General features: G+C 71.6%; 24 protein-coding genes. 15 read left to right on the top strand and 9 right to left on the bottom strand.

The window, feature by feature from the left end:
- Nucleotides 1–102: 102 nt before the first annotated feature.
- Together JOE64_RS01945 and JOE64_RS01950 are read right to left on the bottom strand one after the other, a co-directional pair.
- Nucleotides 103–1,935 (bottom strand): amidase family protein, encoded by a 1,833-nt coding sequence (locus tag JOE64_RS01945; RefSeq protein WP_204962667.1) that lies wholly within the window; start codon nt 1,933–1,935, stop codon nt 103–105.
- Nucleotides 1,932–2,684 (bottom strand): cohesin domain-containing protein, encoded by a 753-nt coding sequence (locus tag JOE64_RS01950; protein WP_204962669.1) that lies wholly within the window; start codon nt 2,682–2,684, stop codon nt 1,932–1,934. The genes JOE64_RS01945 and JOE64_RS01950 overlap by 4 nt, the downstream gene beginning before the upstream one ends.
- Before the next feature lie 279 nt (nt 2,685–2,963).
- Between JOE64_RS01950 and JOE64_RS01955 the strand changes: the two genes are divergently transcribed.
- A complete protein-coding gene (locus tag JOE64_RS01955) occupies nt 2,964–3,980 on the top strand; it encodes an ATP-binding cassette domain-containing protein (RefSeq protein WP_204962672.1) in 1,017 nt (338 codons plus the stop codon).
- Nucleotides 3,977–4,801, top strand: a complete 825-nt coding sequence (locus tag JOE64_RS01960) for an ABC transporter permease (RefSeq protein ID WP_204962674.1) — start codon at nt 3,977–3,979, stop codon at nt 4,799–4,801. The genes JOE64_RS01955 and JOE64_RS01960 overlap by 4 nt, the downstream gene beginning before the upstream one ends.
- Before the next feature lie 41 nt (nt 4,802–4,842).
- Here the strand turns inward: JOE64_RS01960 and JOE64_RS01965 are convergent, their stop codons facing one another.
- On the bottom strand, nt 4,843–7,773 hold the full coding sequence (locus tag JOE64_RS01965) for an ATP-binding protein (protein WP_204962676.1): 2,931 nt from the start codon (nt 7,771–7,773) through the stop codon (nt 4,843–4,845).
- A 145-nt stretch (nt 7,774–7,918) separates the two neighbouring features.
- Here JOE64_RS01965 and JOE64_RS01970 point away from each other — a divergent pair, with 145 nt between their 5' ends.
- The 6 genes from JOE64_RS01970 to JOE64_RS01995 all read left to right on the top strand — a co-directional run bounded on the left by JOE64_RS01970 (nt 7,919) and on the right by JOE64_RS01995 (nt 12,366).
- Nucleotides 7,919–9,583, top strand: coding sequence for a protoporphyrinogen/coproporphyrinogen oxidase (locus JOE64_RS01970; RefSeq protein WP_204962678.1), 1,665 nt, complete (start codon nt 7,919–7,921; stop codon nt 9,581–9,583).
- A gap of 121 nt (nt 9,584–9,704) precedes the next feature.
- Nucleotides 9,705–10,103, top strand: a complete 399-nt coding sequence (locus JOE64_RS01975) for a hypothetical protein (protein ID WP_204962680.1) — start codon at nt 9,705–9,707, stop codon at nt 10,101–10,103.
- A 1-nt stretch (nt 10,104) separates the two neighbouring features.
- A complete protein-coding gene (locus tag JOE64_RS01980; RefSeq protein ID WP_204962682.1) occupies nt 10,105–10,515 on the top strand; it encodes a phage holin family protein in 411 nt (136 codons plus the stop codon).
- Entirely contained in the window at nt 10,505–10,777 is a 273-nt protein-coding gene (locus JOE64_RS01985; RefSeq protein ID WP_204962684.1) for a hypothetical protein, read from the top strand. Before JOE64_RS01980 ends, JOE64_RS01985 begins: the two co-directional genes overlap by 11 nt.
- Before the next feature lie 240 nt (nt 10,778–11,017).
- The gene (locus JOE64_RS01990) at nt 11,018–11,821 is read left to right on the top strand and encodes a uroporphyrinogen-III synthase (RefSeq protein ID WP_204962686.1); all 804 of its coding nucleotides are present in this window, start codon (nt 11,018–11,020) and stop codon (nt 11,819–11,821) included.
- Between the two features lie 80 nt (nt 11,822–11,901).
- Nucleotides 11,902–12,366: a hypothetical protein gene (locus JOE64_RS01995; protein WP_204962687.1), complete on the top strand. Its 465-nt coding sequence runs from the start codon at nt 11,902–11,904 to the stop codon at nt 12,364–12,366.
- A gap of 41 nt (nt 12,367–12,407) precedes the next feature.
- Here JOE64_RS01995 and JOE64_RS02000 read toward each other — a convergent pair whose 3' ends face one another.
- A complete protein-coding gene (locus tag JOE64_RS02000) occupies nt 12,408–13,235 on the bottom strand; it encodes an ABC-2 transporter permease (protein WP_204962688.1) in 828 nt (275 codons plus the stop codon).
- On the bottom strand, nt 13,232–14,269 hold the full coding sequence (locus JOE64_RS02005; protein ID WP_204962689.1) for an ATP-binding cassette domain-containing protein: 1,038 nt from the start codon (nt 14,267–14,269) through the stop codon (nt 13,232–13,234). Before JOE64_RS02005 ends, JOE64_RS02000 begins: the two co-directional genes overlap by 4 nt.
- A 76-nt stretch (nt 14,270–14,345) precedes the next feature.
- Between JOE64_RS02005 and JOE64_RS02010 the strand changes: the two genes are divergently transcribed.
- From JOE64_RS02010 to JOE64_RS02025, 4 genes are read left to right on the top strand one after another with little or no spacing between them, the layout of a single operon-like run.
- Nucleotides 14,346–15,455, top strand: coding sequence for an enoyl-CoA hydratase/isomerase family protein (locus JOE64_RS02010; protein ID WP_271202430.1), 1,110 nt, complete (start codon nt 14,346–14,348; stop codon nt 15,453–15,455).
- Entirely contained in the window at nt 15,452–16,303 is an 852-nt protein-coding gene (locus JOE64_RS02015) for an LssY C-terminal domain-containing protein (RefSeq protein WP_204962690.1), read from the top strand. The genes JOE64_RS02010 and JOE64_RS02015 overlap by 4 nt, the downstream gene beginning before the upstream one ends.
- On the top strand, nt 16,300–16,860 hold the full coding sequence (locus JOE64_RS02020; RefSeq protein ID WP_204962691.1) for a hypothetical protein: 561 nt from the start codon (nt 16,300–16,302) through the stop codon (nt 16,858–16,860). Before JOE64_RS02015 ends, JOE64_RS02020 begins: the two co-directional genes overlap by 4 nt.
- A gap of 10 nt (nt 16,861–16,870) precedes the next feature.
- A complete protein-coding gene (locus JOE64_RS02025) occupies nt 16,871–17,815 on the top strand; it encodes a DnaJ domain-containing protein (RefSeq protein ID WP_204962692.1) in 945 nt (314 codons plus the stop codon).
- A gap of 8 nt (nt 17,816–17,823) precedes the next feature.
- On the opposite strand, the gene JOE64_RS02030 is transcribed toward JOE64_RS02025, so the two are convergent.
- The gene (locus tag JOE64_RS02030) at nt 17,824–18,483 is read right to left on the bottom strand and encodes a TetR/AcrR family transcriptional regulator (RefSeq protein WP_204962694.1); all 660 of its coding nucleotides are present in this window, start codon (nt 18,481–18,483) and stop codon (nt 17,824–17,826) included.
- 113 nt (nt 18,484–18,596) lie between these two features.
- On the opposite strand from JOE64_RS02030, the gene JOE64_RS02035 reads away from it, so the two are divergent.
- On the top strand, nt 18,597–19,136 hold the full coding sequence (locus tag JOE64_RS02035) for a YaeQ family protein (RefSeq protein WP_204962696.1): 540 nt from the start codon (nt 18,597–18,599) through the stop codon (nt 19,134–19,136).
- 32 nt (nt 19,137–19,168) lie between these two features.
- On the opposite strand, the gene JOE64_RS02040 is transcribed toward JOE64_RS02035, so the two are convergent.
- Nucleotides 19,169–20,128 carry an SDR family oxidoreductase gene (locus JOE64_RS02040; RefSeq protein WP_204962697.1) on the bottom strand — a complete coding sequence of 320 codons (960 nt, stop codon included), beginning with the start codon at nt 20,126–20,128 and terminating at the stop codon, nt 19,169–19,171.
- 108 nt (nt 20,129–20,236) lie between these two features.
- On the opposite strand from JOE64_RS02040, the gene JOE64_RS02045 reads away from it, so the two are divergent.
- Nucleotides 20,237–21,073 carry a helix-turn-helix transcriptional regulator gene (locus JOE64_RS02045; protein WP_204962699.1) on the top strand — a complete coding sequence of 279 codons (837 nt, stop codon included), beginning with the start codon at nt 20,237–20,239 and terminating at the stop codon, nt 21,071–21,073.
- A gap of 22 nt (nt 21,074–21,095) precedes the next feature.
- Here JOE64_RS02045 and JOE64_RS02050 read toward each other — a convergent pair whose 3' ends face one another.
- Nucleotides 21,096–22,295: a sensor histidine kinase gene (locus JOE64_RS02050; protein WP_204962701.1), complete on the bottom strand. Its 1,200-nt coding sequence runs from the start codon at nt 22,293–22,295 to the stop codon at nt 21,096–21,098.
- 107 nt (nt 22,296–22,402) lie between these two features.
- Between JOE64_RS02050 and JOE64_RS02055 the strand changes: the two genes are divergently transcribed.
- The gene (locus tag JOE64_RS02055) at nt 22,403–23,128 is read left to right on the top strand and encodes a VIT1/CCC1 transporter family protein (protein WP_372432880.1); all 726 of its coding nucleotides are present in this window, start codon (nt 22,403–22,405) and stop codon (nt 23,126–23,128) included.
- Between the two features lie 70 nt (nt 23,129–23,198).
- Here the strand turns inward: JOE64_RS02055 and JOE64_RS02060 are convergent, their stop codons facing one another.
- The gene (locus tag JOE64_RS02060; RefSeq protein WP_204962705.1) at nt 23,199–24,209 is read right to left on the bottom strand and encodes an NADP-dependent oxidoreductase; all 1,011 of its coding nucleotides are present in this window, start codon (nt 24,207–24,209) and stop codon (nt 23,199–23,201) included.
- Nucleotides 24,210–24,254: the final 45 nt, after the last annotated feature.

Consider the following 24,254-nt stretch of genomic DNA (forward strand, 5'->3'; position numbering starts at 1 on the left):
GCCGGTTCCCAACCGTGGGCAGGTGTCGCCGCCCGTACGGCCGACCGGGCCCGGCACCCCTCGGAGGAAGGATGCCGGGCCCGGTCGCGAGGCTCCGACGGTTCAGTCGGTGAGCGCGGGGTAGAGCGTGGGAGAGGTGCGGTAGTGCGTCGCCTGCTCGAAGTCGTACGCGAGTCCGAGGAGCGGCGCCTCGTGGAAATCGCGTCCGAGCCACTCGAGGTTGACACCGACCTGTGAGCCGCCCTGGCCTGCTCCGGTCGATCCCATCGGCAGGGTCACGGCCGGCATGCCCGTGTTGGGGCTGAGGCGCATGTTGGTGCCGATGGTTCCGTAGGCGTTGGTGCTCGGGTAGATGATCGCATCGAGGTCGTTGTCGTCCATGAGTTTCGTGACGAGTGCCTTGCCGGCGGCGAGCTGCCGCGTGTGCGATCCCTCCGGTCCCGCCCAACTCTGGTAGGTGGCGTCGGTGACCGCGTTGCGCTGCACGTACGTGCTCTTCCGGCTCGGCACGAAATAGCCGCCGTCGATGATCTGCTGCAGGCTGCGCTGCTCGACGGCCGGTGACAGGTGCGTCGCGATGTAGCCGTTGAGATCGTGCAGGAACTCGTTGGTCGACCCGGAACCCTCACCGAGGACGTTGCTGAAACCCGCCGGTGCGGAGAGCTCGACGACGGTCGCTCCGCGCGCGGCGAGCGTGGCCTTCGCCTGGTCGAACAGACCCGCCGTGGCCGAGTTCGTGCCGATCATCGAGGAAATGTAGCCGATGCGTGCTCCCTGGAGCGCCGTGCCGGAGAGGTCCGACGTGTAGGACTCGGGCACGAGCCCCGCTTGGCGTGCCGTCACGGGGTCGGCCGGGTCGGCGCCGACGACGGCGTCGAGGGCGACGGCCGCGTCGAGCACCGAGCGCGCGATGGGGCCGCCGGTGTCCTGCGAGAGCGCGAGAGGGATGATCCCGTCGCGGCTGGTGAGGCCGACGGTCGGGCGGATGCCCACGAGCTGGTTGTACGACGAGGGCACCCGGATCGAGCCGCCGGTGTCGGTACCGAAGCCGACCCCGGCGAGGTTCGCGGCGATCGCGGCGCCCGTGCCGCCGGACGAGCCTCCGGCGCTCTTCGACGTGTCGTACGGAGAGGCCACGAGGAGGGACGAACCGGGGGTCTGGAAAGCGGAGAACTCCGAGGCGAACCCGTACGCGAACTCGTCGAGCGAGGCCTTCGCGAGGATGACCGCTCCCGCGGCGCGGAGCCCCTTCACCATGAACGCGTCGGTCGAGGTCTGGTTCGCGTTCCAGCAGCCGCAGCCGCCGGTGGTGACCATGTCGGTCGTGTCGTAGTTGTCCTTCAGTGCAACAGGCACGCCGAGCAGCATGCTCGTCATACCGTGTGCGGCGCGCTCGACGTCGGCTGCGGCGGCGGCTGTGAGAGCTGCGTCGCTGACGGTGATGATCGAGTTGAGCGGACGGGTCGCACCGGCCGGGGTGGTGCGATCGTATGCCGCAATGCGGTCGATGTACGCCTGCGTCAGCTTCACCGACGTGGTGACTCCGGCGTTCATGGCTGCCTGCATGTCGACGGTGGATGCCTCGACGATGTTGAACGGGCCGTCGTCGTAGATCATCCGGCGGGACAGACCCGCGAGGTCGATGACGGTGATCTTGCCGTCATGGTCCAGGTCGATGGCCGAGACGGCGCTCCAACCGGCATCCGTCGATCGGAGTCCCAAAGACGCCGACGCGATGTCCAGATCGGCGGTGGTGACCTGACCGTCGCCGGTGAGGTCGAGCTCCGTGTAGTACGGGGCGAGCAGCGGTGCCGACGAAGTGGCGGTCGACGTGTCCGCGAAAGCAGCGGGTGCGCCAGCCATGCACAGGGCGCTGACGCCGGTGATGGCGACCGCGGTGCGAAGGCGGCGGCGGAACTGGGGCGAGCGGGTCATCGGAGGGCCTCCCGACGGCGACGGATGATGAGGACGGTGCCGAGCGCCAGAAGGGCGACGGCGATCGCGCCGGCGATGAGCGGCGCGACGAAGCTCGAACCGGTCACTGCGAGCGGGTCGGAGTCGGTCTCGACGGCGGCGGCGGAGACCGAAGGTGCAGGCGAGGCACTCCCTACGCTGCCTGTGGGGGCAGCCGATGAGGGGGACGGCTCGACCACGGGAGATGCGGTGAGCGCGATGTCGCTCACCGCGGGCCGGGGGAGGGAGGTGGACCCACCCATCGAGTCGACGAACGTCGCGCTCGCGAGCTTCACCGAGGTCGCTCCGCCGCCGAGCACCGTGAACGAGACGCTGACGAGGTTCTGCGCGCCGCTGAGCCCGGGTGACGTTCCCAGGCGGGTGTCGGTCAGATGGACGGTTCCGGCGCCGCCGGCCACCGAGCTGTGCCCGCCGGTCGGGAACGCCGCCGAAGCCTCGTCGAGGTCGAGGAGGGCCGGGTCGTAGCGCAGTTCGAGGTCGTACGCGTACAGGTCGGTCGAGCCGTCGACGGGGATGCTGACCGTGATGGTGTCGCCCTGGTGGGCCGCGCCCGGGGCGGTCACCGTCACGGTGCCGATCTGGCCGCCGGCGGCGAGAGCTGCGGGAGAGAGTGCGAGCGAGGCGCCGACGAACCCGACGGTCGTTGCAACGATGATCGCTGCTCGACCGCCGAAACGGCGCAGGCTCGCATGCATGCGAGATGCAGACATGCGGATGCCATTCCTTTCGGGTGGGAATGGACACGACCGAGGCGGGTCGCGGCGAGACGCATCGCTGCGAGTCGCGTCGGTGCGTCCGGGGGTGCTCGAACGATCCCACGCGCGTGTTTCCCGGATGTTGCCGCGTGTTTCCCCGCTGTCACCCCGCGATTCGCCGCCGTGGGATCCACCCGCGCCCGCCACCCCACGCCACTCCCGTGACAGTGCGCTGACAGCGGGCCCCGCACGACGACAGCGCCCCGACAGGGCGCGCGGCGCACAGTGGATGCCATGACCACTTCCTCCTCCTCAACGCCCACCCTCGCGGTGCGAGCCGAGGGCCTCGTCAAGGTCTTCGGCGACAACCGGGCCGTGGACGGCGTCGACCTGCGGGTCGAGGCCGGCACCGTCTACGGCGTGCTCGGCCCCAACGGCGCGGGCAAGACCACCACCATCAACATGCTCGCCACCCTCATGCGCCCCGACGGCGGACGAGCCGAGATCTTCGGCCACGACGTCACTCGTGAGCAGAACGTCGTTCGTCAGCTCATCGGCGTGACCGGGCAGTTCGCGTCGGTGGACGAGACGCTCTCGGCCACCGAGAACCTCATGATCTTCGGGCGCCTGCTCGGTCTCTCACGGGCCGAGGCGAAGGCCAAGTCCGCGGATCTGCTCGAACGCTTCGCGCTGACGGATGCCGCGCGCCGCCCCCTCAAGAAGTTCTCCGGCGGCATGCGCCGTCGCCTCGACCTCGCGGCATCCCTCCTCGCCCAGCCTCCGCTCATCTTCCTCGACGAGCCGACGACGGGCCTCGACCCGCGAACGCGCGGCCAGATGTGGGACACGATCCGCGAGCTCGTCGCGACCGGGTCTACCGTTCTGCTGACGACGCAGTACCTCGACGAGGCCGACCAGCTGGCCGACCGCATCGCGGTGATCGACCACGGACGCGTCGTCGCGGAGGGCACCGCCGACGACCTCAAGGCATCCGTCGGCACGTCCTCGCTCATCCTGCGCCTGGCGGACGCCGCCGACACCGACGACACCCTGCGCGCGATCGAGCAGGTGCTCGGCGTGCGCGGAGCGCTCTCGCCCGAGGCCTCGCGCATCACCGCGCCGATGGCCGACGCCGACCGCGTCGCCGACCTGCTCATCACCCTGCGGGAGGCCGGCATCCACCTCACCGAGATGAGCGTGCAGAAGCCGACCCTCGACGAGGTCTTCCTCACCATCACCGGTCGTCCGACGGACGCCACCGGCACCGAGTCCGCGCCCGAGGGCGCCCGCACCGAGGATGTGCACGCATGACCGCCATCGCCCTGACCCCCATCACCCCGGCATCCGAACGCCGACTCACCAACCGCACGAGTCTGCGCCAGACGGTCGAGAACACCCTCACGATGGCCTATCGCGGGCTCGTCAAGATCCGCCGCACGCCCGAGCAGCTCGTCGACGTGACGGTGCAGCCGATCATCTTCACGCTGATGTTCGCGTACATCTTCGGCGGGGCGATCGCCGGAGACGTGCAGAACTACCTGCCGGCGCTCATCCCCGGCATCCTCGTGCAGACGGTCATCACGACCTCGGTCGTCACCGGGACCCAGCTGCGCGAAGACATGGACAAGGGGGTGTTCGACCGCTTCCGGTCGCTGCCGATCGCGCGCATCGCGCCGCTGTCGGGCGCGCTCCTCGCCGACACCCTGCGCTACGCGATCGCGACGACGATCACCTTCGTCGTCGGGTTCCTCATGGGCTACCACCCGGCCGGGGGCCTCGGGAAGGTCGCGCTCGCCGGATTGCTGGTGATCGCGTGCTCGTGGGCGATCAGCTGGATCTTCGCGTTCTTCGGCGTCATCGCCCGCACTGCCTCGAGCGTGCAGGGCATCTCGATGCTGATCCTGTTCCCGCTGACGTTCCTCTCCAACGCCTACGTGCCGGTCGACTCGCTGCCGGCCCCGCTCGCCTGGTTCGCGAACATCAACCCGATCTCGCACCTCGTGACGGCGGTGCGCGACCTCGCGAACGAGGGCGCCATCGGCGGCGACTTCTGGCTGTCGCTGCTCGGCGCCGCGGTGATCGTCCTCGTCTTCGCGCCGCTCACCGTGCGCGCCTACATGCGCAAGGCTTGATCGGTCGGCGGACGGACGGACGCGGGGGATGCGGCGGACGCTCAGTCCAGCAGGGCGGCGATGACCTCCGGGTCGTCGTCGCCCTCGTCGGTCGTGCGGCCCGGAGCAAGCGGCTGCGTCGGATCGGGCTCGCCGAGCGCGGCGCGGAGCTTCTGGAACATCGGGTTCGTGGCATCCGCGCCGCCGCGCAGGCGCACGGATGCCGCGAACACGCGCCGGGCGGCATCTCGGCGGTCGGCGTCGACGAGCCACAGCGCTGCGGCGGCCACCACGTCCGCGGCGATCGGATGATCGCCCGACGCGAACGCGAGCGGGAGCGCATTGCGCAGGCTCTCCCGGGCCTCGGCGCCACGGCCGAGTGCGAGCAGCGCCTGCGCGCGGCGCGAGGCCGTCCAGGCACGCAGTTGCGCCTCGCCACCCGAACGCGGGGTCACGGCGATCGCGTCGAGATGCGCGAGGGCCTCGGCCGGCTCGCCTGCACTGACGGCGAGGGTCGCCGCGGCCGAATGGAACTGCAGCAGCGAGCGTGCGGATCCGTCGGCTTCGGCCATGAGACGTAGTCGTTCGAGCCGCTCCCGCGCCTCGGCGAACCGGCCGAGACGGGCGAGGACGTCGAGGGCCATGCCTTCCTGCTGGATGACGTCCCAGACCGACGTGAGCCCGGCCAGCCCCGCCGACGCGTCGTCCGACACGGCGAGAGCCTCGTCGATGCGTCCCTGCATCACGAGCCATTCCGATCGCAGCCGACTGGCGAGCGCGATCCCCCACGGGTCACCGGCCTCGGTGAACAGTTCGAGGGCGCGGGCGCTCTCACGACCGAGGGCGTCGACGGCGCCGTTGTTCTGCGCCGAGGCGGCACGCAGCACCGTGACGAGGGCCCGTGTCCACAGCGGGGCGCCGGCGACCTCGTGGTCGGCGACGAGCACGTTCCAGGAGCGCATCGCTCGACCCTCATGGGCGATGAGGTTGCGTGCTGCGGCGGAGAGGACGGCCGAGAGGGCGAGAGCGATGTCGGACGGATGCCGCCGCGCGCCCTCCGCAATCTCGGCGGTGCGACGCGCGAACGCACGCACCTCGACGGGCGTCAGGTCGGTGTCGATCGAGGTGAATGCGGGAAGCATGAGGCGCATCGCCGCGAGGACGGTTTCGGCCTCGCTGTCCGGAACGCCGGGACCGAGGGTGAAGGTCTCGGCCGATCGTCGCAGGTCGTCGACGCGCTCGCGTATGAACGACGGCCACACGATGACGCGCGTGAGGCGGATGCCGAGGGGCCGCAGCGCCGGGTCGGCGCACGCGAGCTGCGCCGCCGCGCCCAGGGACTCCTCGTTCGCATCGAACCACGACAGCGCCGCGCGCACCTGCGGTCCGCGCAGCAGCGGCTCCTGGGCCTCGGCGAGCGTTGCGAGCACCCCCGCGGCGCTCAGCCGTGCCGCGTGCTCGCGACCGTCGGCGCGGAGCCGGTCGATCCCGTACTCGCGGACCGTCTCGAGCATGCGGAACCGGCCGTCGGTGCGAGTGAGCAGCGACCGGTCGACGAGCCGGTCGAATGCGCCGCCGTCGGTGCCGAAGGCGGCGCCGACGGCGTGGGCGTCGCCGGCGCCGATACCGTCGGGAAAAACGGATGCCGCCAGCAGTGCGGCCCGCTCGTCCGGCGGCAGGGGCTCCCAGCTCCAGTCGATGAGGGCGCGCAGGGTCTGGTGGCGCGGATCGGCGGCGCGCGGACCCGTGCTGAGCAGCGCGAAGCGATCGTCGAGGCCCGCGTCGATCTCGGCGAGGCTGAGAGTGCGCGCCTTCGCCGCCGCGAGCTCGAGGGCGAGGGGCAGACCGTCCAAGCGCCGGACGATCCGGCCGACGGTCGGTTCGTCCTCGGGCGAGGGTGCGGATCCGCGGGCGGACCGGACGCGGCGGGAGAAGAGCTCCACGGCATCCGCCATCGGCAGCGGGCCGAGATCGACGAACGCCTCACCGGGCACGCTCAGCGGTTCGCGGCTCGTCGCGAGGATGCGGACTCCGGGGAGAGTGGTCAGCACCTCGATCGCGACGGCAGAGGCGGCGGCGCTGACGTGCTCGCAGTTGTCGAGTACGAGCAGCACCGAGCGGCCACGCAGCGCCTCGATCACGCGATCGTGATCGGTCTGCTGTGCGCGCGCGGCGCTGTCGCCGAGGCGGATGCCGCGACCTGCCGCGCCGGCGAGGACCGCCCAGATCTCGCCGGCCGTCGCCGGAGCCAGCTCGACGAAGAGTGCGTCGGGTGTGCGGCGCGCCGTCTCGAGCGCCAGGGTGGTCTTGCCCGCGCCGCCCGGCCCGAGGAGGGTCACGAGGCGATCGCTCGTGAGCTGCGCGGCGATGGCGGCGAGCTCGTCGGCGCGTCCGACGAGCGTCGTGAGCGGAGCGGGGATCGACGTCGACGAGGCGGGGTCGGATGCCGGGGGCAGGGCCGAGTCGTCGGCCTTGCGCGGTGCGGTGGCCGTCTTCGTGAGGGGGTCGGGCGTGCCCGCAGTGCGCGCCGAGCCCGCCGTGATCGACGCGGCGAGACGCTCGGCGTGTGCGCGATCTTCGAGCAGATCGCGGCGCACCCAGTCGAACCCCTCGGGCACCCACGGCTCGCCCGTCCACAGTCGCAGCGCCTGGCGGGCCGCGTCGGCCGAGTCGTGCGCCCGGGCATCCGCGACGAGATCCGCGAAGCGCGTGAGGTCGATGTCGGCGCGATCGAGGTTCAGTCGGTACCCTCCCGAGACCGCGTCGATGGAGGGCGATCCGAGCGCTCGGCGCAACCTCGACGCGAGCGACTGGAGTGCAGCGCGCGGATCTGCGGGCGCATCGAGCGGCCAGACATCCTCGGCGAGGGCTCGGTACGAGACGACCGTGCCGGCGTCGATCGCGAGGCGGAACAGCAGCGCCTCCTGCCCCCGCCCGCGCACCGGCAGCGGGCCGGCGTCCCAGGCCGGGCCGCCGAAATAGGTGAGCCGCACGAGTCAACTCTAGGCACCGTGCCCTCGCCGGTGCCCAACTCCTCCATTCCGCCACCCGTCGGGGTCGCACGCGCCGGATTCCGCCCGGGTGGGCCGCAGGTGGAGGAGTTCGGTCCGACGCCCGGCGCAGTGGGAGGATGGAGCGATGACCGAGCATGTCGATCCCGACCTCGCCGGGCGGGCCGCGGCGACGCGCGTCGTCGTCGTCGGGGGCGGGATCGCGGGGCTCGTCGCGGCGTGGGAGTGCGCGCGCATCGGCATGCCGGTGACCCTCCTCGAGGCGACCGGCCGGCTGGGCGGGTCGATCGAGACGGTCAGGCTCGACGGCATCGCGGTCGACCTCGTCGCCGACGCCGTCCCGCGCGGTCCGGGAGCGCTCGCCGATCTCATCGACGACCTCGGTCTGCGGGAGCTCGTCGAGCCGGCCGCGACCGAGGTCGTCGCCATCGCCGCCGCGGCGCCGAACAGGCCGGCCGGCGCCGTGCAGGTGACCCCGCTGCCGCAGCACCTCGCCGGCATCCCCGCCAACACCTGGGCCGAACCGGTGCGACGGATCGTCGGGGCCGCTGGCGTCTGGCGCGCCTATCTCGATCGGCTGCGACCTCCGCTGACGATCGGCCGCCAGCGGAGCCTCGGCGATCTCGTCCGCACTCGGATGGGTGCCCGCGTGCGCGACCGGATGGTCGCCCCCCTCTCCGTCGGGCTGTACGGCGTCGAGCCCGAACTCGTCGACGCCGATCTCGCCGTGCCGGGTCTCAGCGCCGCCCTCACCCGCGCCGGTTCGCTCTCCGGAGCCGTAGGACAGCTTCTGCCCGACGCGCCGTCGGGCGACGGAACGGATGCCGGGGCCACGACCTCCGGCCATCCGCGACGGGGCACGCTCCGCGGCGGACTCTCGACATTGGTCTCCGCGCTCACGGAACGCCTGCGCGACCTCGACGTCGACATCCGGCTCGACGCCCCGGTCGTGGAGCTACGGCCTCTCGACGACGGCTGGGCGATTCGCACGTCGACGCCCGCGTCGTCAGCGGGTACCGAGGGGGCGGGTTCGGCAGAGGAGGGGGCCGGAGCGCCCGTCGGCACCACGGCGGACGGGGGCGCCGACCGCGCAGCAGGCGCGGAGGCATCCGGCTCGCCGACACCGACGGACATGACCGCGGACATCGTCGTGCTCGCGGCGACCGCCGGTTCCATCGCGGCCCTGCTCACGACGCTCGGCGTGCGGGTCGAGGTGCCCGTCGCTCCCGTCCGCGACGTCGTCACGCTCGTGACGGATGCCGCGACACCGACGTCGGGACCGGATGCCGGGCGAGCGGCCCCCGCCCTCGTCTGCGCGGTGCCGGGGGCGTCGGCCGCGGCGACCCTCGTCGACGCGGCCGCGATGTGGCCGAGCGTCGCCGCGGCGGCGGGGCCCGAGCGTCGCGTGCTGCGGGTGGCTCTCGTCGCCGGCGATGGCGATGGCGATGGCGGCGGCGATGACGATGACGACGGCTACGCCACGGGGCGGGCTGCGGGCGTCGAGTCCGATGCCGCGCTCGTCGCGCGGGCGTATCACGAGGCCGTCGCGGTATTCGGAAGCGGGGTCGGCGAGGTCCGCGCGGCCGCGCATCGCCGGGTGACGCTCATGCCACCGGCATCCACTCTCGATCACGCCGATCGCGCGACCTCCGCGCGTGCCGCAGTCGCCCGGCTCGGGGGCGTCGCGGCGGTCGGATCGTGGCTGTCGGGCGGAGGTCTCGCGACCGTCGTCGGCGACACGGTCGAGGAGATCGAGTCGGTGCGCCGAGAGACGCTGTTCGGGCGTCACTAGCACAGAGAGCGGACCGCCGACAGCCCCATGACGGGGCGGATGCCCGAATCGGAATATGGGGCTACCCTGGAGGACGAGGCACCACCGGGTCGAACACACGGGTCGAACACGAGGAGACGCCATGAGGGGCAAGATCGGGATCGTCGTCGGACTGGCGGCGGGCTACGTGCTCGGTTCCCGCGCGGGTCGCGAGCGGTACGAGCAGATCAAGACCGGCTTCCTGACGGTGTGGAACGCCGATCCGGTGCAGAAGCAGGTGGGCAAGGCCAAGGGCCTCGTCGCCTCGGCTGCTTTCGCGTTGCCGAGCGCACTGTGGGACGGCGCCGTGAAGATCACGAAGGCCGCGACGACGCCGGGCCGCACTCCGGGCCAACGCCTCGACTCCGCCATCAAGACCGGCAAGGCGTCGTCCGACGATGTCGCCCGCGGGGCGCGGACCTCGGCGGCTGAGGTCAAGAAGGCCGCCGACGAGGCGGTCGCCGCGGCGAAGGCCGAGGCCAAGAAGACGGCGGACAACTGACATGACCACGCCTCGCGGATTCCGCGATCGCGCCGACGACAGCCTGTTCACCCTGCTCGGCGAGATCCCCGAGCTGGTCCGGAACCTCGTCGTCGCGGAGATCGACTCGGCGAAGACCTGGGCCAAGCGCGCCGGCAAGCAGGCCGGCCTCGGCGGCGCCTGGTTCATCGTCGCGATGTTCTTCCTCTTCTGGCTGATCCCTGCGCTGGGCGCGTTCGCCATCATCGGGCTGTCGTCGTGGATGCCCGCATGGGCGGCATCCCTCATCGTCGTCGGTCTGTTCCTCGTCATCATCGTCGTGGCGGCGCTGCTGGGGCTGCAGCGTTTCAAGAAGCTCAGCAAGAGCGAGAACCCCGCCCAGGCGATCACCGTGGATGCCCGCATCGTGAAGGACGTGGCAGATGAGTATTGAGACTCCCGTTCCCCGCACCGCCGTCGCCCTCGGGATCACCGACCCGGTCGAGCGTGCCCGCGCCGAGCTCAAGGCGGCGCTGTCGGCGATCGAAGAGAAGACCAACGTGCCCAAGCGCGTCACCCGCGTGGCGGATGACGCCGTCACGACGGCGCGGTCGTTCGCGCGGCGCAATCCGACGGGTGCCACCGCGGCCGTCGTCGGCGTCGCTCTGGCGGTCGGCACCGCCGTGTGGGGGATCGTCCGCCTCTACACGCGCTGATCGCCGCCGCCACAGCGATCGTCGACGCCAGCCCACCGCGGACGGTTGCGGCGCTTCATACCGTTCCTGTATCGGCCCGTTCTCGTCGTCCCGGGCCGGGGGTATGCTCATCACCAAGGCAGTGGCGATGGGGCAAGGCTGCCGACCTGTAGACCCGAACCGCACAGCAGCTGGCATGCGGGCCCGACAAGGTCGGACGCGCGATTCCGTGTATCCGACGGAGTACCACGAGAGTCGAGCATGAACCAAGACGTCCACTCCGCGGCCACCGCGAAGCCTCTCAAAGGCTGGCGTGTGCTCGTGCCGCGCGGGGGTCCCTGGGGTGACTCGGTCGCCGCGACGCTGCGCTCGCAGGGAGCGGTCCCCGTCATCGCGCCCCTCATCAACTTCGCCCCCTCGACCGACCAGACCACTCTCGAGACGGCGCTCGCCGATCTGGCCGCGGGGGCCTTCGACTGGGTGACCCTCACCAGTGCCACGACCGTCGACGTCCTCTATGCCTATCGCGCGCAGATCCCCCCCACGACCCGCGTCGCCGCCGTGGGCGAGACGACGGCTGCTGCGCTGAGCGCGGTCGGCTACCGTGTCGATCTCGTACCCGACGACGACAATTCCGCAGCCGGGATGGCGTCTCAGCTCATCGACCTCGAGCCCACGCCGCGCCGCATCCTCACGCTCCGCAGTGAGATCGCCAAGCCCGTCCTCACCCGCCGTCTGAGCGAGGCAGGGCACGATGTGCGCAGTGTCGTCGCCTACCGCACCGTCGGCGTACCCGTGACCGAACGCATCGCCCACGACGTGGAGTCCGGGCGAATCAACGCGATCCTCGTGACGAGTGGGTCCGTCGCCGAACAGGTGCGTCAGCAGTTCCCGCACATCCCGGCATCCACGATCATCGCGGCGATCGGCCCGCGCACGGCCAAGGATGCCCGCAAGGTCGGGCTCGGGGTCAACGCGGTCGCGCGCGAGCAGACGGTGGATGGACTGATTGCGGCGGTGCAGCGCTTTCCGCTGCCGCACGCCAGCGACGAGTTCTCGCTCTGAACCCCGGCGACGACGGTGCGCTCGCGGATCGTTGCCGGGCTGTGAGCATTCGTTCATCCTGACGCTGGCAGACTGGAAGCATGGTGACTCTGCTGCTCGATTCGACGCAGCTGGAGGTCGTGCTCTCTCCCTTCGAGCGCACTCTGGCGCGTCGTGTCGATCCGGTGCGCGTCGAGCGGGCATCCATCCGCAAGGTGCAGCTGACCGACGACGCCTGGACGTGGCTGCGCGGTGTGCCGAACCCCGGCACGCGCGTGCGCGGCACGATCGCGATGGGCACCTGGCGCTCGTCGGGAGGCGACGATTTCGTCGTTGTGCGGCGCCGGCAACCCGCTGCGGTGATCGATCTTCTACCCGATGCCGAGTTCGCCCGCCTCGTGCTCACGACCCGGCACGGCATCGCTCTCGTGCAGGCGCTGCGGCTCGAGGGAGAGGATGACCCTCTCGACGTCGCAGAGATCGCCGCCGCCGCCGAGAGCGAGGAATCGGTCTCGCCGCGCCCGCGTCGCCGACGACGCGCCGCGCCGTCAGCCGTCACGGCCTGACGCGAGGGCCGTCTCGAGCGGCGAGCCGCGGCGGCGCGTGGTCAGCTGACGTCGCGACGCCAGCTGACCAGCCAGCCCGCCACCAGAAAGACCGCCGCGTAGCCGAGCATCAGCAGCCCGCCGACCCACCACTCGAGGGCGCCCTGGGGGGCCTGTCCGCCGAGGTTCGTGTAGATGCTCGCCCCGACCAGTGTGTCGGACGACGCGCCGGGCAAGAGGCGCGTGATGTTCGAGACCCCGTCCACGAACCCGCCGACGGTGCGCAGGATCGGCTCGATGAACTGCGTGAACGCCAGGACCCCGACGACCGCCGCGATCTGGTTGCGCACGAGCGTGCCGACACCCACGCCGATGAACACCCAGAGCACGAAGGCCAGCGCCATGCGCCCGATGAGCGCCCACGTCGCCGGCTCGGTCAGTTGGGTGTCGATGCCGAACAGCGCCAGCAGCGCAGCGCCCGACCCGACCGCGGCTACGAGCGCGAGCCCCGCGTAGAGCGTGCCCATGACCGCGCCCGCGACGAGCTTGCCACCCAGCGCGATGCCGCGCCGCGGGGTCGCGAGGAACGTCGGGGTGAGTGTCTTGTGACGGAACTCGCCGGTCACCAGCAGTGTGCCGATCAAGAGGGGGAAGACGTAGCCGACAGCGGTCGCGATGCTGTAGATCACGGGCGGCAGCGCCGCGGCAGGCAGGGCGGGCGTGTTCGACGCCTCACCGCCCAGAGAGCCGTTCGCCAGAGCCCCGAACGTCGCGGCGAGTCCGGCGGCGGTCGCGCCGACGTAGAGGAAGAGAACGATCCCGAGGATCCACCACATCGACGTGGTGAACTGCTTGGTGAGCTCGGACCGGGTCGCGTTCGCGAGAGTCATCGCTGCTCGCCTCCTTCCGTTGCCGGGCGCGGATCGGGGATCGTGGCCGACGCGGCGACGGGCGCCACGGGGGCGGCCGGTGCGTCGGGCGAGGTCGGGGGTGGCGAACCGGCGCCGACGACCGCAGTCCGGGCATCCGCACGCCCGTGACCGACGAGGTCGAGGAACACCTCTTCGAGCGACGGCCCGCGGCGCTGCAGGTTCGACAGCGCGACGCCGGCCGCCTGCGCGATCGAGCCGAGGTGGGCGGGTTCGGCGCTGCGCACCGTGAAGCCCGTGCGGAGCGCCTCGTACGAGACGCCGGCCGCATCGAGCGCGGCGGCGAGCGCGGCACGGTCGGGCGCGTCGATGACGGTGGCGACGTCGTCGGCTGGCGTGAGGCCGGCGAGGTCGCCCTGATAGACGAGGCGCCCGGCCGAGATGATGAGCAGCGACGACACCGTCTGCTGCACTTCGGCGAGCATGTGCGACGACACGAGCACCGTGCGCCCCTCCTGCGCGAGGCGGCGGAGGAACCCCCGCAGCCACGTGATCCCCTCGGGATCGAGACCGTTCGCCGGTTCGTCCAGCACCAGCACGCCGGGATCGCCCAGGAGTGTGTAGGCGAGGCCGAGACGCTGGCGCATGCCGAGCGAGAACCCGCCGACCTTGCGTCCCGCGGCGTCGGCGAGGCCGACGAGCCCCAGCACGTCGTCGACACGGTGCGTCGGAAGCCCCGCGGCCTGCGCATACACGCGCAGGTGGTTCGCGGCGGAGCGCCCCGGATGAAAGCTGGATGCCTCCAGTGCGGCGCCCACCGTCTGCAGCGGGTGCGCGAGCTCCGCGTAGCGTCGGCCGCCGATCGTCGCCGTGCCCGAGGTCGCCCGGACGAGGCCGAGGAGGATCCGCAGGCTCGTGGTCTTGCCGGCGCCGTTCGGACCGAGGAACCCGGTCACGGTGCCCGGTTCCACACGGGCGGTGAGTCCGTCCACGGCGGAGACGGCGCCGAACCGCTTCGTCACCCCGGTGAACTCCAGGACCTGTCCTTCGGGCATGGTGCGCTCCTCTGCGATGGCCTTTCCTCCATCCTTCCGTACCCGCGCCCGCTCGCCCGTGAGCCGCGCGGGTAACGTGGGCCGGGTGAGCCCTTCCGACATCGCCGCCGAGCCCGTCGTCCTCGTGCGCACGGTGCATCGACTCGGCCGGCTCACCCTGAATCGGCCGCACGCGATCAACGCGCTCGACCTGCCGATGATCTCCCTTCTTTCCGAGGCTCTCGATGCCTGGGAGCACGACGACGACGTCGTGTGCGTCCTGCTCGACGGGGCCGGGGAGCGCGGGCTGTGCGCCGGCGGAGACGTCCGCGCACTGCGCGAGCACATCCTGTCCGGACGAGACGGCGACGTCGTCGCGTTCTTCCGTGCGGAGTATGCGCTGAACGCCCGGATCGCCGAGTACCCGAAGCCGATCGTCGTGCTCGCCGACGGTGTGACGATGGGCGGGGGCATCGGTCTCGCCGGTCACGCCGCGATCCGGGTGGTCACCGAACGATCACGGCTTGCGATGCCCGAGACGCGGATCGGACTCACCCCCGACGTCGGCGGATCGTGGCTGCTCGCCCGGGCGCCGGGCCGGATCGGGGAGTACCTGGCGCTGACCGGTTCGACGATGGATGCCGCCGATGCGGTCTACGCCGGGTTCGCCGACCACATCGTGGGCGTCGATCGGCTCGACGCGCTCCGCGACGCGCTGTCGTCGCCCGAGGGCGTCCGCGATCCCGCGGCGCTCGTGCGTTCGATGCGTGTGCACCCTGGCGAGATCTCGATCGAGGCATCGGCGCTGGCTCGTGCGCGCGGATGGATCGCCGACGCGTTCGCCGCCGAGACGGCCGCCGCGATCGTCGCGCGTCTGCGCGCGCGGCCGGAGCCGGAGGCATCCGCCGTCGCCGACACGCTCGAGGAGCTCTCCCCGACGTCGCTGGAGGTGACCCTGGCCGCGGTCCGTGCCGCCCGCGGGCTGCCGGACCTGCGCGCCGCGCTCGCTCAGGAGTACGGGCTCGTCCTCTGGCTCGCCCGCACGCAGCCCGATCTCGTCGAAGGCATCCGCGCGCAGCTGGTCGACAAGGACCGGTCGCCGCGGTGGCAGCCGCCCACGCTCGCGGAGGTGGAGTCGGGCATCGGCGCCCGGGCGCTGGCCTGGACACCGCCGGAGGCCCTGTGGCGACGTGGCGGTACCCGATGAGGGCCGCCGAGCGGAGCGTCGACTCCGCCGCGTCGGCGCGCACGCGCCGTCGGTGGTCGATCGGGGCGGCGGTCGATCAGTTCTTCTTCGTGTTCGCGGGGCTCGCGGCGATCTGGCTGGCCTACCTCGGATTCACCCAGACGTTCGCCTTCGGGTGGTGGGGCATCGCCGTCGGCGTCGTGTTCTGGTTGCTTCTGGCCTACCTCGTCCTTCCGCGCCTGCACCGCATCCTCACCGCGATCTACGTTCCGGACTACTTCATCGGGCGGGCGCGCACGAGCGACGGCCTGCTCGGCGACCCGATCAATCTGGCGTTCATGGGGGAGGAGGAGAGGATCCATTCCGCCCTCGCCGAGGCCGGGTGGGTGCGCGCCGATCCGGTCACCCTGCGCTCCTCGTGGCGCATCGTCACCTCGACGCTCGGTCGCCGCAGCTACGACGAGGCGCCGGTGAGTCCGCTGTTCCTCTTCGGGCGCCCGCAGGACTTCGCCTATCAGCAGGAAGTCGACGGGAGCCCGGAGAAACGGCACCACGTGCGCTTCTGGCGCTGCCCGGACGGGTGGCTCCTGCCCGGCGGGCGCCGCGTCGACTGGCTCGCAGCCGGGACCTTCGACACGGCCGTCGGACTGTCGCTGTTCACGCTGCAGGTGACGCACCGGATCGATGCCGACACCGACATCGAACGCGATCACATCGTCGCCTCGCTGCGCGCGGGCGCGCCCGGCGTCGCCGTCGACGTCATCCGTGACTTCTCCAGTGGCTATCACGCGCGCAACGGCGGCGGCGACAGCATCCGTACCGACGGCGACCTGCCTGTCGTGGACGTCCGCGGGGTGATCGCACGATGACTTTCCACGATGACGAGCCGGAACCCACCGCACGCCCCGCGCGCCCCGAGCACCCCGCGCAGCGTCCCGGGTACGAACCGGTCGAGCGGCTGCTGCGTCCGACGCCCTATGATCCGGGCATGCGCCGCCCCGCGACGACGGTGGCGGGCGCCGCCCTCGTGCTGCTGGGAGCGCTCGTCGGGCTCGCGACGATCGTCGATCTGCTGGTGCACTGGCGCGAATATGCCGGAACGATCGAGATCGAGCTCGACGGCGTGACCCTCGACCCCGAGATGATCGATGCGTCGCTGTGGATCGTCGTCGCCGGCGTCGCCCTCTCGGCGGCGGTGCAGCTGGTGTGCTCTCTGCTGATCCTGCGGGGGCACAACATCGCCCGCGTCCTGGTGATGACGGTGTCGGCCATCAGCATCTCGGCGGCCTTCGCCTCGTGGTGGGCGCGCGACCAGGAGATCACGCTGCGCACGACGCTGCCCTCGCTGGCCGTCGACATCCTCGTGCTGCTCGCCCTGTCCAGCCGATCCGCCGCGGCGTACGCGCGGCGCAACCAGAAGCGCTGAGGCGGAGACCGTGTTCGATAGTCCTCTCTCGGCGTCTGCGTACGAGGTGCTGCAGGTCGCGGCCGACGTGTCCGATGACGACCTGCGCCGCGCGTACCGGCTGCGGCTGCGCCAGACCCACCCCGACACCGGCGGCGACGCGGCGCTGTTCGTCCAGGTGCAGCGCGCGTGGGAGCGCATCGGCACCAGCGAGGCGCGCGCCGCCTACGACCGCGGCCACGGCTTCGCCGCGGACGCCGCGCAGTACGCTCCTGAGCCGTCGGATGCCGGTGGCACCGGCTGGCGGCCGCGCGCGCGAGCGACCGACACGCGCCCGCGGGCGCGGTCGTTCGGCCAGCCCGGCGGGTGGCGCCGCGAGCGCTATCTGACGCTCATGCGCGAGTGGGTGGGCCGCGGCGCCGAGCTGCCCGATCCGTACGATCCGGCGCTCGTGCGCTCGGCGCCACGCGAGCTGAAGAGGCTTCTGGCCGATGCGCTCGCCGAAGAGGCGACGGCGCGCATCGTGGCCGATCTCGGCATGGGATACACCGTCTGGCACGACATCGCCGCCGATCCGCGCGACGCCACGCTGACCCTCGATCACATCGTCCTGGGCCCCAGCGGCCTGTACGCCGTGCTCAGCGGCGACTTCGGCGGGCCCGTGCGCCTGCGGCGGAGCGAGTTGATCGGCGAGGGCGTCGCCGGCTCGCCCATCGCCGACCTCGCCGCCGCCGCACGCGTGGTGGCGCGCGGGGCGCGCGTGAAGTTCAGCGGCGCGATCGTGGTGCTTCCCGACGATGACGTGGCCGCCGCCGTCGAAGAGATCGGGCGGGTGCGCGGGCTCGCGGTGGCCGTCATCGCCCGCTCGACCCTGTCGACCGTGCTCCGCCGTGGCCTGTCGGGCGCACGCGACATCGGCGGCAACGAGCTGTTCGACATCCGGACGCGGCTGCAGCAGAGCGTGCGCTTTCTCTGATCGGTGGGCTAGCGCGGCGGTGCCAGCAGTCCGTCCAGCAGGCGCAGGGCCGCTTCGTGATCGACGGACGGGTCGAGCAGCCACTGCGTCTGCAGGCCGTCCGACGCCGCGATGACGAGCGCGGCGGCGAGGCCCGGATCGATGTCGGAGCGGACCGCTCCGGATGCCTGCAGGTCGCGCACCCGCTCGGCGAGCTCGTCGCGCAGCCGCGCGAACCGACTCGTCACGAAGGCGTGTGCCGAGGGATGGCTGCCGTCGACCGCAGAGGCCACGAGCGACGAGTACAGCTGCACGAGGCCCGGGATCTCGCGGTTCTCGACCGCGGAGATCCGCATCATCTCGGCCGGACTGACCGACTCGGTCGCCCCGGACGGCGGGCCGTTCGGGGCCGCCGGCGCCTCGGCCGTGTAGGCCTCGTCGGCCGCGTCGTCCGGCGAGGACTGCTCGGACTCGCGGTACACGGCCACCAGCAGCTCGTCGAGCGACCCGAAGTAGTGCGTCAGTGCGGCGTGGGTGACCCCGACCTCCTGCGCGATGGCCCGCAGGCTCGTGCGGCTGCCGCCGCGCTGCGCGAAGACCTCGATGGCCCGGTCGAGGATCTCCTGGCGACGGGCCACGCCCTTGGCGTACGCCCCCCGTGTGCGGGGGGCCTGATCGTCGGGGCCCATGCGGCGATCCTAACCGGGCCCCCGTCGCAGGCCCCCGCGTCGTCGACGGGACTATCCCGGCCCGGGCGAGGGGCGGGTCGTCGCCCGGGCATCCGCCCGTCTAGGCTCGAGGCATGGCGATCGGCGTGGTGATGCACACCTTCGACGTGCAGCTCGCGGATGTCGACCGGGGCGTGTACGACGACCTCACGCTGCGCCTCGCGCAGCACCCCTCCGAAACCGGCGCGTTCCTCACGACGCGGCTGCTCGCCTACTGCCTCGAGTACGCGGAGGGCATCGCCTTCAGCGAGGGGATCGCCGCGACGAACGAGCCCGCCGTGTTCGTCCGCGATGCGACCGGCGCGATGACGGCGTGGATCGAGGTCGGCTCCCCCGATCCCGACCGACTGCACTACGGCAGCAAGCTCACCGATCGCGTCGTGATCTATACGCACCGCGACCCCTCCCGTGTGCTGCCGCAGTACGCCGGCAAGAAGATCCACGCCGCCGATCGGATCGAGCTGCGCAGCTTCGATCCCGGATTCGTCGAGGCCGCCGCCGCCGCAGTCGAGCGCCGGAACTCGGTGACCCTCTCGGTCACCGAGGGGCAGCTCTATCTGGACGTCAACGGCACGAATCTGGCGTCGCCGATGCACGTGCAGTCGATCGTCTGACGCGCGCCGGATCTCCGCCGCGGGGCCGCCCCTCACGACGCCGGGTTCGTCCGACCGCGGCGACGTGCTGCATCGATCAACTCCGCGGAGGTCTCCCACACCCGCGCCGCCTCGGCCTCGCTGCGCAGTCGTGAGTAGAGAGCCTGCTGTGCCGCGGGGCCGCCGAGGTGCGCGAGTCCCGAGGGACCGTACATGCGACCGGCGCCGTCGGGCGCGGTCGCCGCCAACAGCGCGGGCTCGGCGGCGCTGCGCACCGTGCCGAAGAGGATGCCGCGGCGCGAGAGCGCCTCGATGAACCGGCGCCCCCGCACGGGCTCCGCACGGCCCAGCTCGGTGCGGGCCGCCAGCAGAGAGGTCGGCGCGACACCGGGGTGCGACAGGTTGCTGGTGATGCCCCATCGCTCGATCCGACTGCGTCGATCGAGTTCGAGCCCGAACAGCCCGAGTGCGATCTTCGATTGGCTGTACGCGGTGCGTCCGTTGTAGCGGTGCTCGAAGTTCAGATCGTCCCACTGGATCGATCGCTCGTTCGCGGCGACGCTGACCTGCGACGTCACGCGCGCCGAGCCGGCGCGCAGCAACGGCAGGATGCCGAGAACGAGCGCGACGTGGCCGAGGTGATTCGTTCCCCACTGCAGTTCGAAACCGTCGGCGGTGAGCTGGCGGGAGGGCGGCGTCATCATTCCGGCGTTGTTGATCATGTGGTGGATCGGCTCTCCGGCATCCGTCAGCTCGGCCACGAGCCGGTCGATGGAGGCGAGTGACGACAGGTCGAGGCTCAGCAGCGTGACCTGTGCGTCCGGGACGGTGCGGCGGATCTCGGCGACGGCGGACGCGCCCTTGACCGGATTGCGCACCGGCAGGAGCAACTGGGTACCGGCGGACGCCAGCCGCGCGGCGATCGCGAGACCGATCCCGTCGCTGCCGCCGGTCAGCAGCGTGCGCGTGCCGGAGAGATCGGGGAGCTCGAGGGTGCGGGGTGAGGATGCCATGCTCCGATGCTCTCCCGCCCGTCGCGGCGCATCCAGGGTCTGCCGATCCCTGGATAACGGCGGCTCGTTCGAGAGAGACTGGACGCACGGCGGACAGGAGGGGCGGAGATGACGGGCAGAGCAGAGCTCGCCGCTTTCCTGAGGGCGCGGCGCGAAGCACTGCGACCCGAAGACGTCGGGCTCGGACGCGGGCCGCGGCGGCGGGCGGAGGGACTCCGCCGTGAGGAGGTCGCCGCACTCAGCCATATGTCGGCGGACTACTACACGCGTATCGAGCAGAACCGCGGGCCGCAGCCGTCGCCGGCGATGCTCGCGGCGATCGCGCAGGGTCTGCACCTCTCGCTCGACGAACGCGACCACGTCTTCCGGCTCGCCGGACATCGCGCGCCCGAGCGTGGGCCTTCGGGCGGGCACATCTCGCCGGGTCTGCTGCGCATCTTCGACCGGTTGCACGACACCCCCGCGGAGATCGTCAGCGAACTCGGCGAGACGTTGCGTCAGACGCCGCTCGGAGTCGCGCTATCAGGGCCGCTCACCGACTTCCAGGGCGAGCAGCGCAGCATCGGTTTCCGATGGTTCACCGACCCGGGCGCGCGACTGCGCTACGCGCCCGAGGATCGGGACGCTCTCGGTCGCGTGTTCGTCGCGAACCTGCGACGGGTCGCCGGCCTGCGCGGACCCGCCTCGCGCGCCGCCCATTACGCCGAGGCACTGCAGGAGCGCAGTGCCGAGTTCCGGGCCCTCTGGGACGAGGGGCAGGTCGCGACACCGCCCGAGGCCGTGAAGCGCTTCCTCCACCCCGAGGTCGGTCTGATCGAACTCACCTGTCAGCGACTGATCGATCCCGATCAGTCGCATGCGTTGCTGGTGTACACGGCCGCGCCGGGCAGCGAGAGTCAGGACAAGCTCGATCTGCTCGCGGTGATCGCTGCCGCGGGCGTCTGACGACGCGGTGACCGCCGCGGGGTCACTCGGGCTGGGGGAGCCACACGCGCACGCGCGCGCCGCCCCGCGGGGAATCCTCGATCACGATCGTGCCGCCGTGGGCCTGGGCGATCCGACGGCAGGTCGCCAGTCCGAGCCCGAGGCCGGGGACATCCTTCACCCATCCGCGCTCCATCGCTCCGAAAACGCGTTCGCGCTGGTCGACGGGAACGCCGGGCCCGTCATCGTCCACGGTGATCGCCCATGCCGTCGGAGTGCGCTGCGCGGTCACCGCGATGGTCGGGGCGGCGCGGGTCGTCGCCGTGAACTTCAGCGCGTTGGCGATGAGGTTCTGCATCAGCACGCCGAGGAGGGTCGGGTCGCCGACGACGATGTCGCCCGTGGCGCCGTCGGTCTCGGTGAGCGCGATCGAGACCGACGCTCCGAACGCGGTGACCGCGCCCTCGAGGTCGGCCACGGCGCTCTCGACGATGCCGCGCATCGACGCGGGTTCGCTGCGCGGTCGGGCACCGCCCACCTTGGCGTAGGCGAGCAGATCGGTGATCATCCGGTCCATGCGGGCGGCGGCGGCATCCGCATGCCCGAGGGCGCGCAGGGCATTCTGCGGACCGGTCTCGGCCGGCGCCTCGAGCGCATCGATCGCGAGGTCGATCTGACCGAGCATCGCCGTGAGGGGGTTGCGCAGATCATGGCTCACCTGACCGGCGAAGTGCGCGAGCTCGTCATTGGAGCGTTCGAGTTCGTGCGTCGCCCGTCGCAGCTCGAGCACCTCGACGGCCTGACCGGCCAAGAGATCCAGTGCGGCGCTCTGTTCGTCGCTGAGCGTTCCCGTTTCGCGCGCGAACACACACAGGGTGCCGATCGGCACGCCCGACGGGGTGATCAGCGGGCTCGACGCGTAGAAGCGGACGCGACCGCCGCGCACGAACGGGTTCGCGGCGAAACGGGCGTCGGCCTGGGCATCCGTCACCAGCACGTGGCGGGCCTCGGGCAGAACGACCGCGCACATCGAATCGTCGATGCTGCAGGCGCCGGCTTCGACGCCCACCGTGGCGACGGCGCGCTGGTAGCGGTCATCGATGATGTTGACGGCCGCCGAGGGTGCGCGGCACAGCGTCGCCGCCAGGCGCGCCAGACTCTCGAGATGCGTCTCGGTGGGCTCGCCGATGATGCGGTACTGCGTGATCGCGTCGACCCGAGCCGTCGCCTGTGCCTGCTGCATTCGTGCGCTCCTCCCGCCGGACCTCAGGATATCGGCGGTGCGGCTCCGGGGCGGGTCAGGTTCTGCTGACCTTGCTTGCGGCCTCGGCGACGCGCCCCTACCGTGGGGTGGTGAGCACCGACCCGACACCCGGACACCCCGACGAGCCGCACCGCGCCGGCCTCGCGCAACGTTTGAACGGCCTGCGGGCCGGTGTGCTGGGTGCCAACGACGGGATCGTCTCGACCGCTGCGGTGGTCGTCGGGGTCGCCGGCGCGACGGCCGAGGTCATGCCCGTGCTGCTGGCCGGCTCGGCCGCGCTCGTGGGCGGGGCGATCTCGATGGCGCTCGGCGAGTATGTCTCGGTGTCGAGCCAGCGCGACAGCGAACGCGCGCTCATCGAGAAGGAGCGGCAGGAGCTCGCCAGCGACCCGCACGGGGAGTTCGCCGAGCTCGTCGAGCTGTACCGGGAACGCGGCCTCAGCGAAGACACCGCCACCCGTGTCGCGACGGAGCTGACGGCGCACGATGCGCTCTCGGCGCATCTGTCGATCGAGCTGAACATCGACCAGGACGACGTCGTCAGCCCGTGGAGCGCCGCCATCGCCTCGGCGGTCGCCTTCACCGTCGGGGCGCTGCTCCCGATGGCGACGATCCTTCTGCTGCCCCACCCTGCGCGCCTCGTCTGGACGTTCGTCGCCGTGCTCGTCGCACTCGCCGTCACCGGCTACGTCGCGGCATGGATCGGCGGCGCCCGCCGCGGTCGGGCGATCATGCGGACGGTCGTCGGCGGCGCGCTGGCGCTGGGTGCGACCTTCCTCGTCGGCACGCTGTTCGGGGCCGTCGCCGGCTGAGCCTCGCACACGGGGACGGGCCCGGATCCGATGGATCCGGGCCCGTCAGGAGCGCACGCGGCGGCATCCGTCAGATGCGCACGAGCATCTTGCCGGTGTTCGCGCCGCGCATCATCGACAGGAACGCGTCGACCGCGTGGTCGATGCCGTCGACGATCGTCTCGTCGTACGCGATGCTGCCGGCTGCGAACCAGGCGGTCATCTTCTCCTGGAACTCGGGGACGAGGTGCAGGAACCCGGCAAGCGTAAAGCCCTGCATCGTGAGGCCCCGCGTGATCATGGTCGACATGTTGTCGGGACCGGCCGGGCGCTCGGTCGTGTTGTAGCTCGAGATCGCGCCGCACAGGGCCGCGCGCCCGCCGTCGTTGAAGACGTCGAGGGCGGCCTGCAGGTGGTCGCCGCCCACGTTGTCGAAGAACACGTCGATCCCCTCGGGAGCGGCCTCGGCGAGAAGCGTGCGCACATCTCCGGACTTGTAGTCGAAAGCGGCGTCGTAGCCGTACTTCTCGGTCAGGAGCGCGACTTTCTCCGGAGTTCCGGCCGAGCCGATCACGCGGCCCGCTCCGAGCAGCTTCGCGATCTGGCCGACCGCGGTGCCGACGGCGCCCGCCGCGCCCGAGACGAACACGGTGTCGCCCGGCTTCAGGTGGGCGATGGCGGTGAGCCCGACGTAGGCGGTGAGCCCCGTCATGCCGAGGATGTGCAGGTTCAGCGACAGCGGTACGCCCGGGATCTCCGGGATGGCGCGGAACGTCGAGGCATCCGCCTGCACGAGGTCGGACCAGCCGTGCTGGTGCAGGACGACGGTGCCCACGGGAAGGTCGTCGGACGCGGATGCCACGACCCGGCCGACCGCTCCGCCGGTGATGGTCTCGCCGAGGGCGAACGGCGGCGTGTAGGAGCGCACGTCGTTCATCCGTCCGCGCATGTACGGGTCGACCGAGACGAAGGTGTTCCGCACCCGCACCTCACCGGGCTTCGGGGCGTCATAGGTGACGTGCGCCGTCTGGAAGTCGGCCGGCGTCGGCCACCCGATCGGGCGGGCGGCGAGCTGGATCTGGGTGCTGGTGGCATCGGTCATGCGGGGTCCTTCGTGAGGTGGGGTGGGGCGGGGGATGCGGGGGTG

The organism is Microbacterium dextranolyticum (assembly GCF_016907295.1).
Lineage (GTDB): Bacteria > Actinomycetota > Actinomycetes > Actinomycetales > Microbacteriaceae > Microbacterium > Microbacterium dextranolyticum.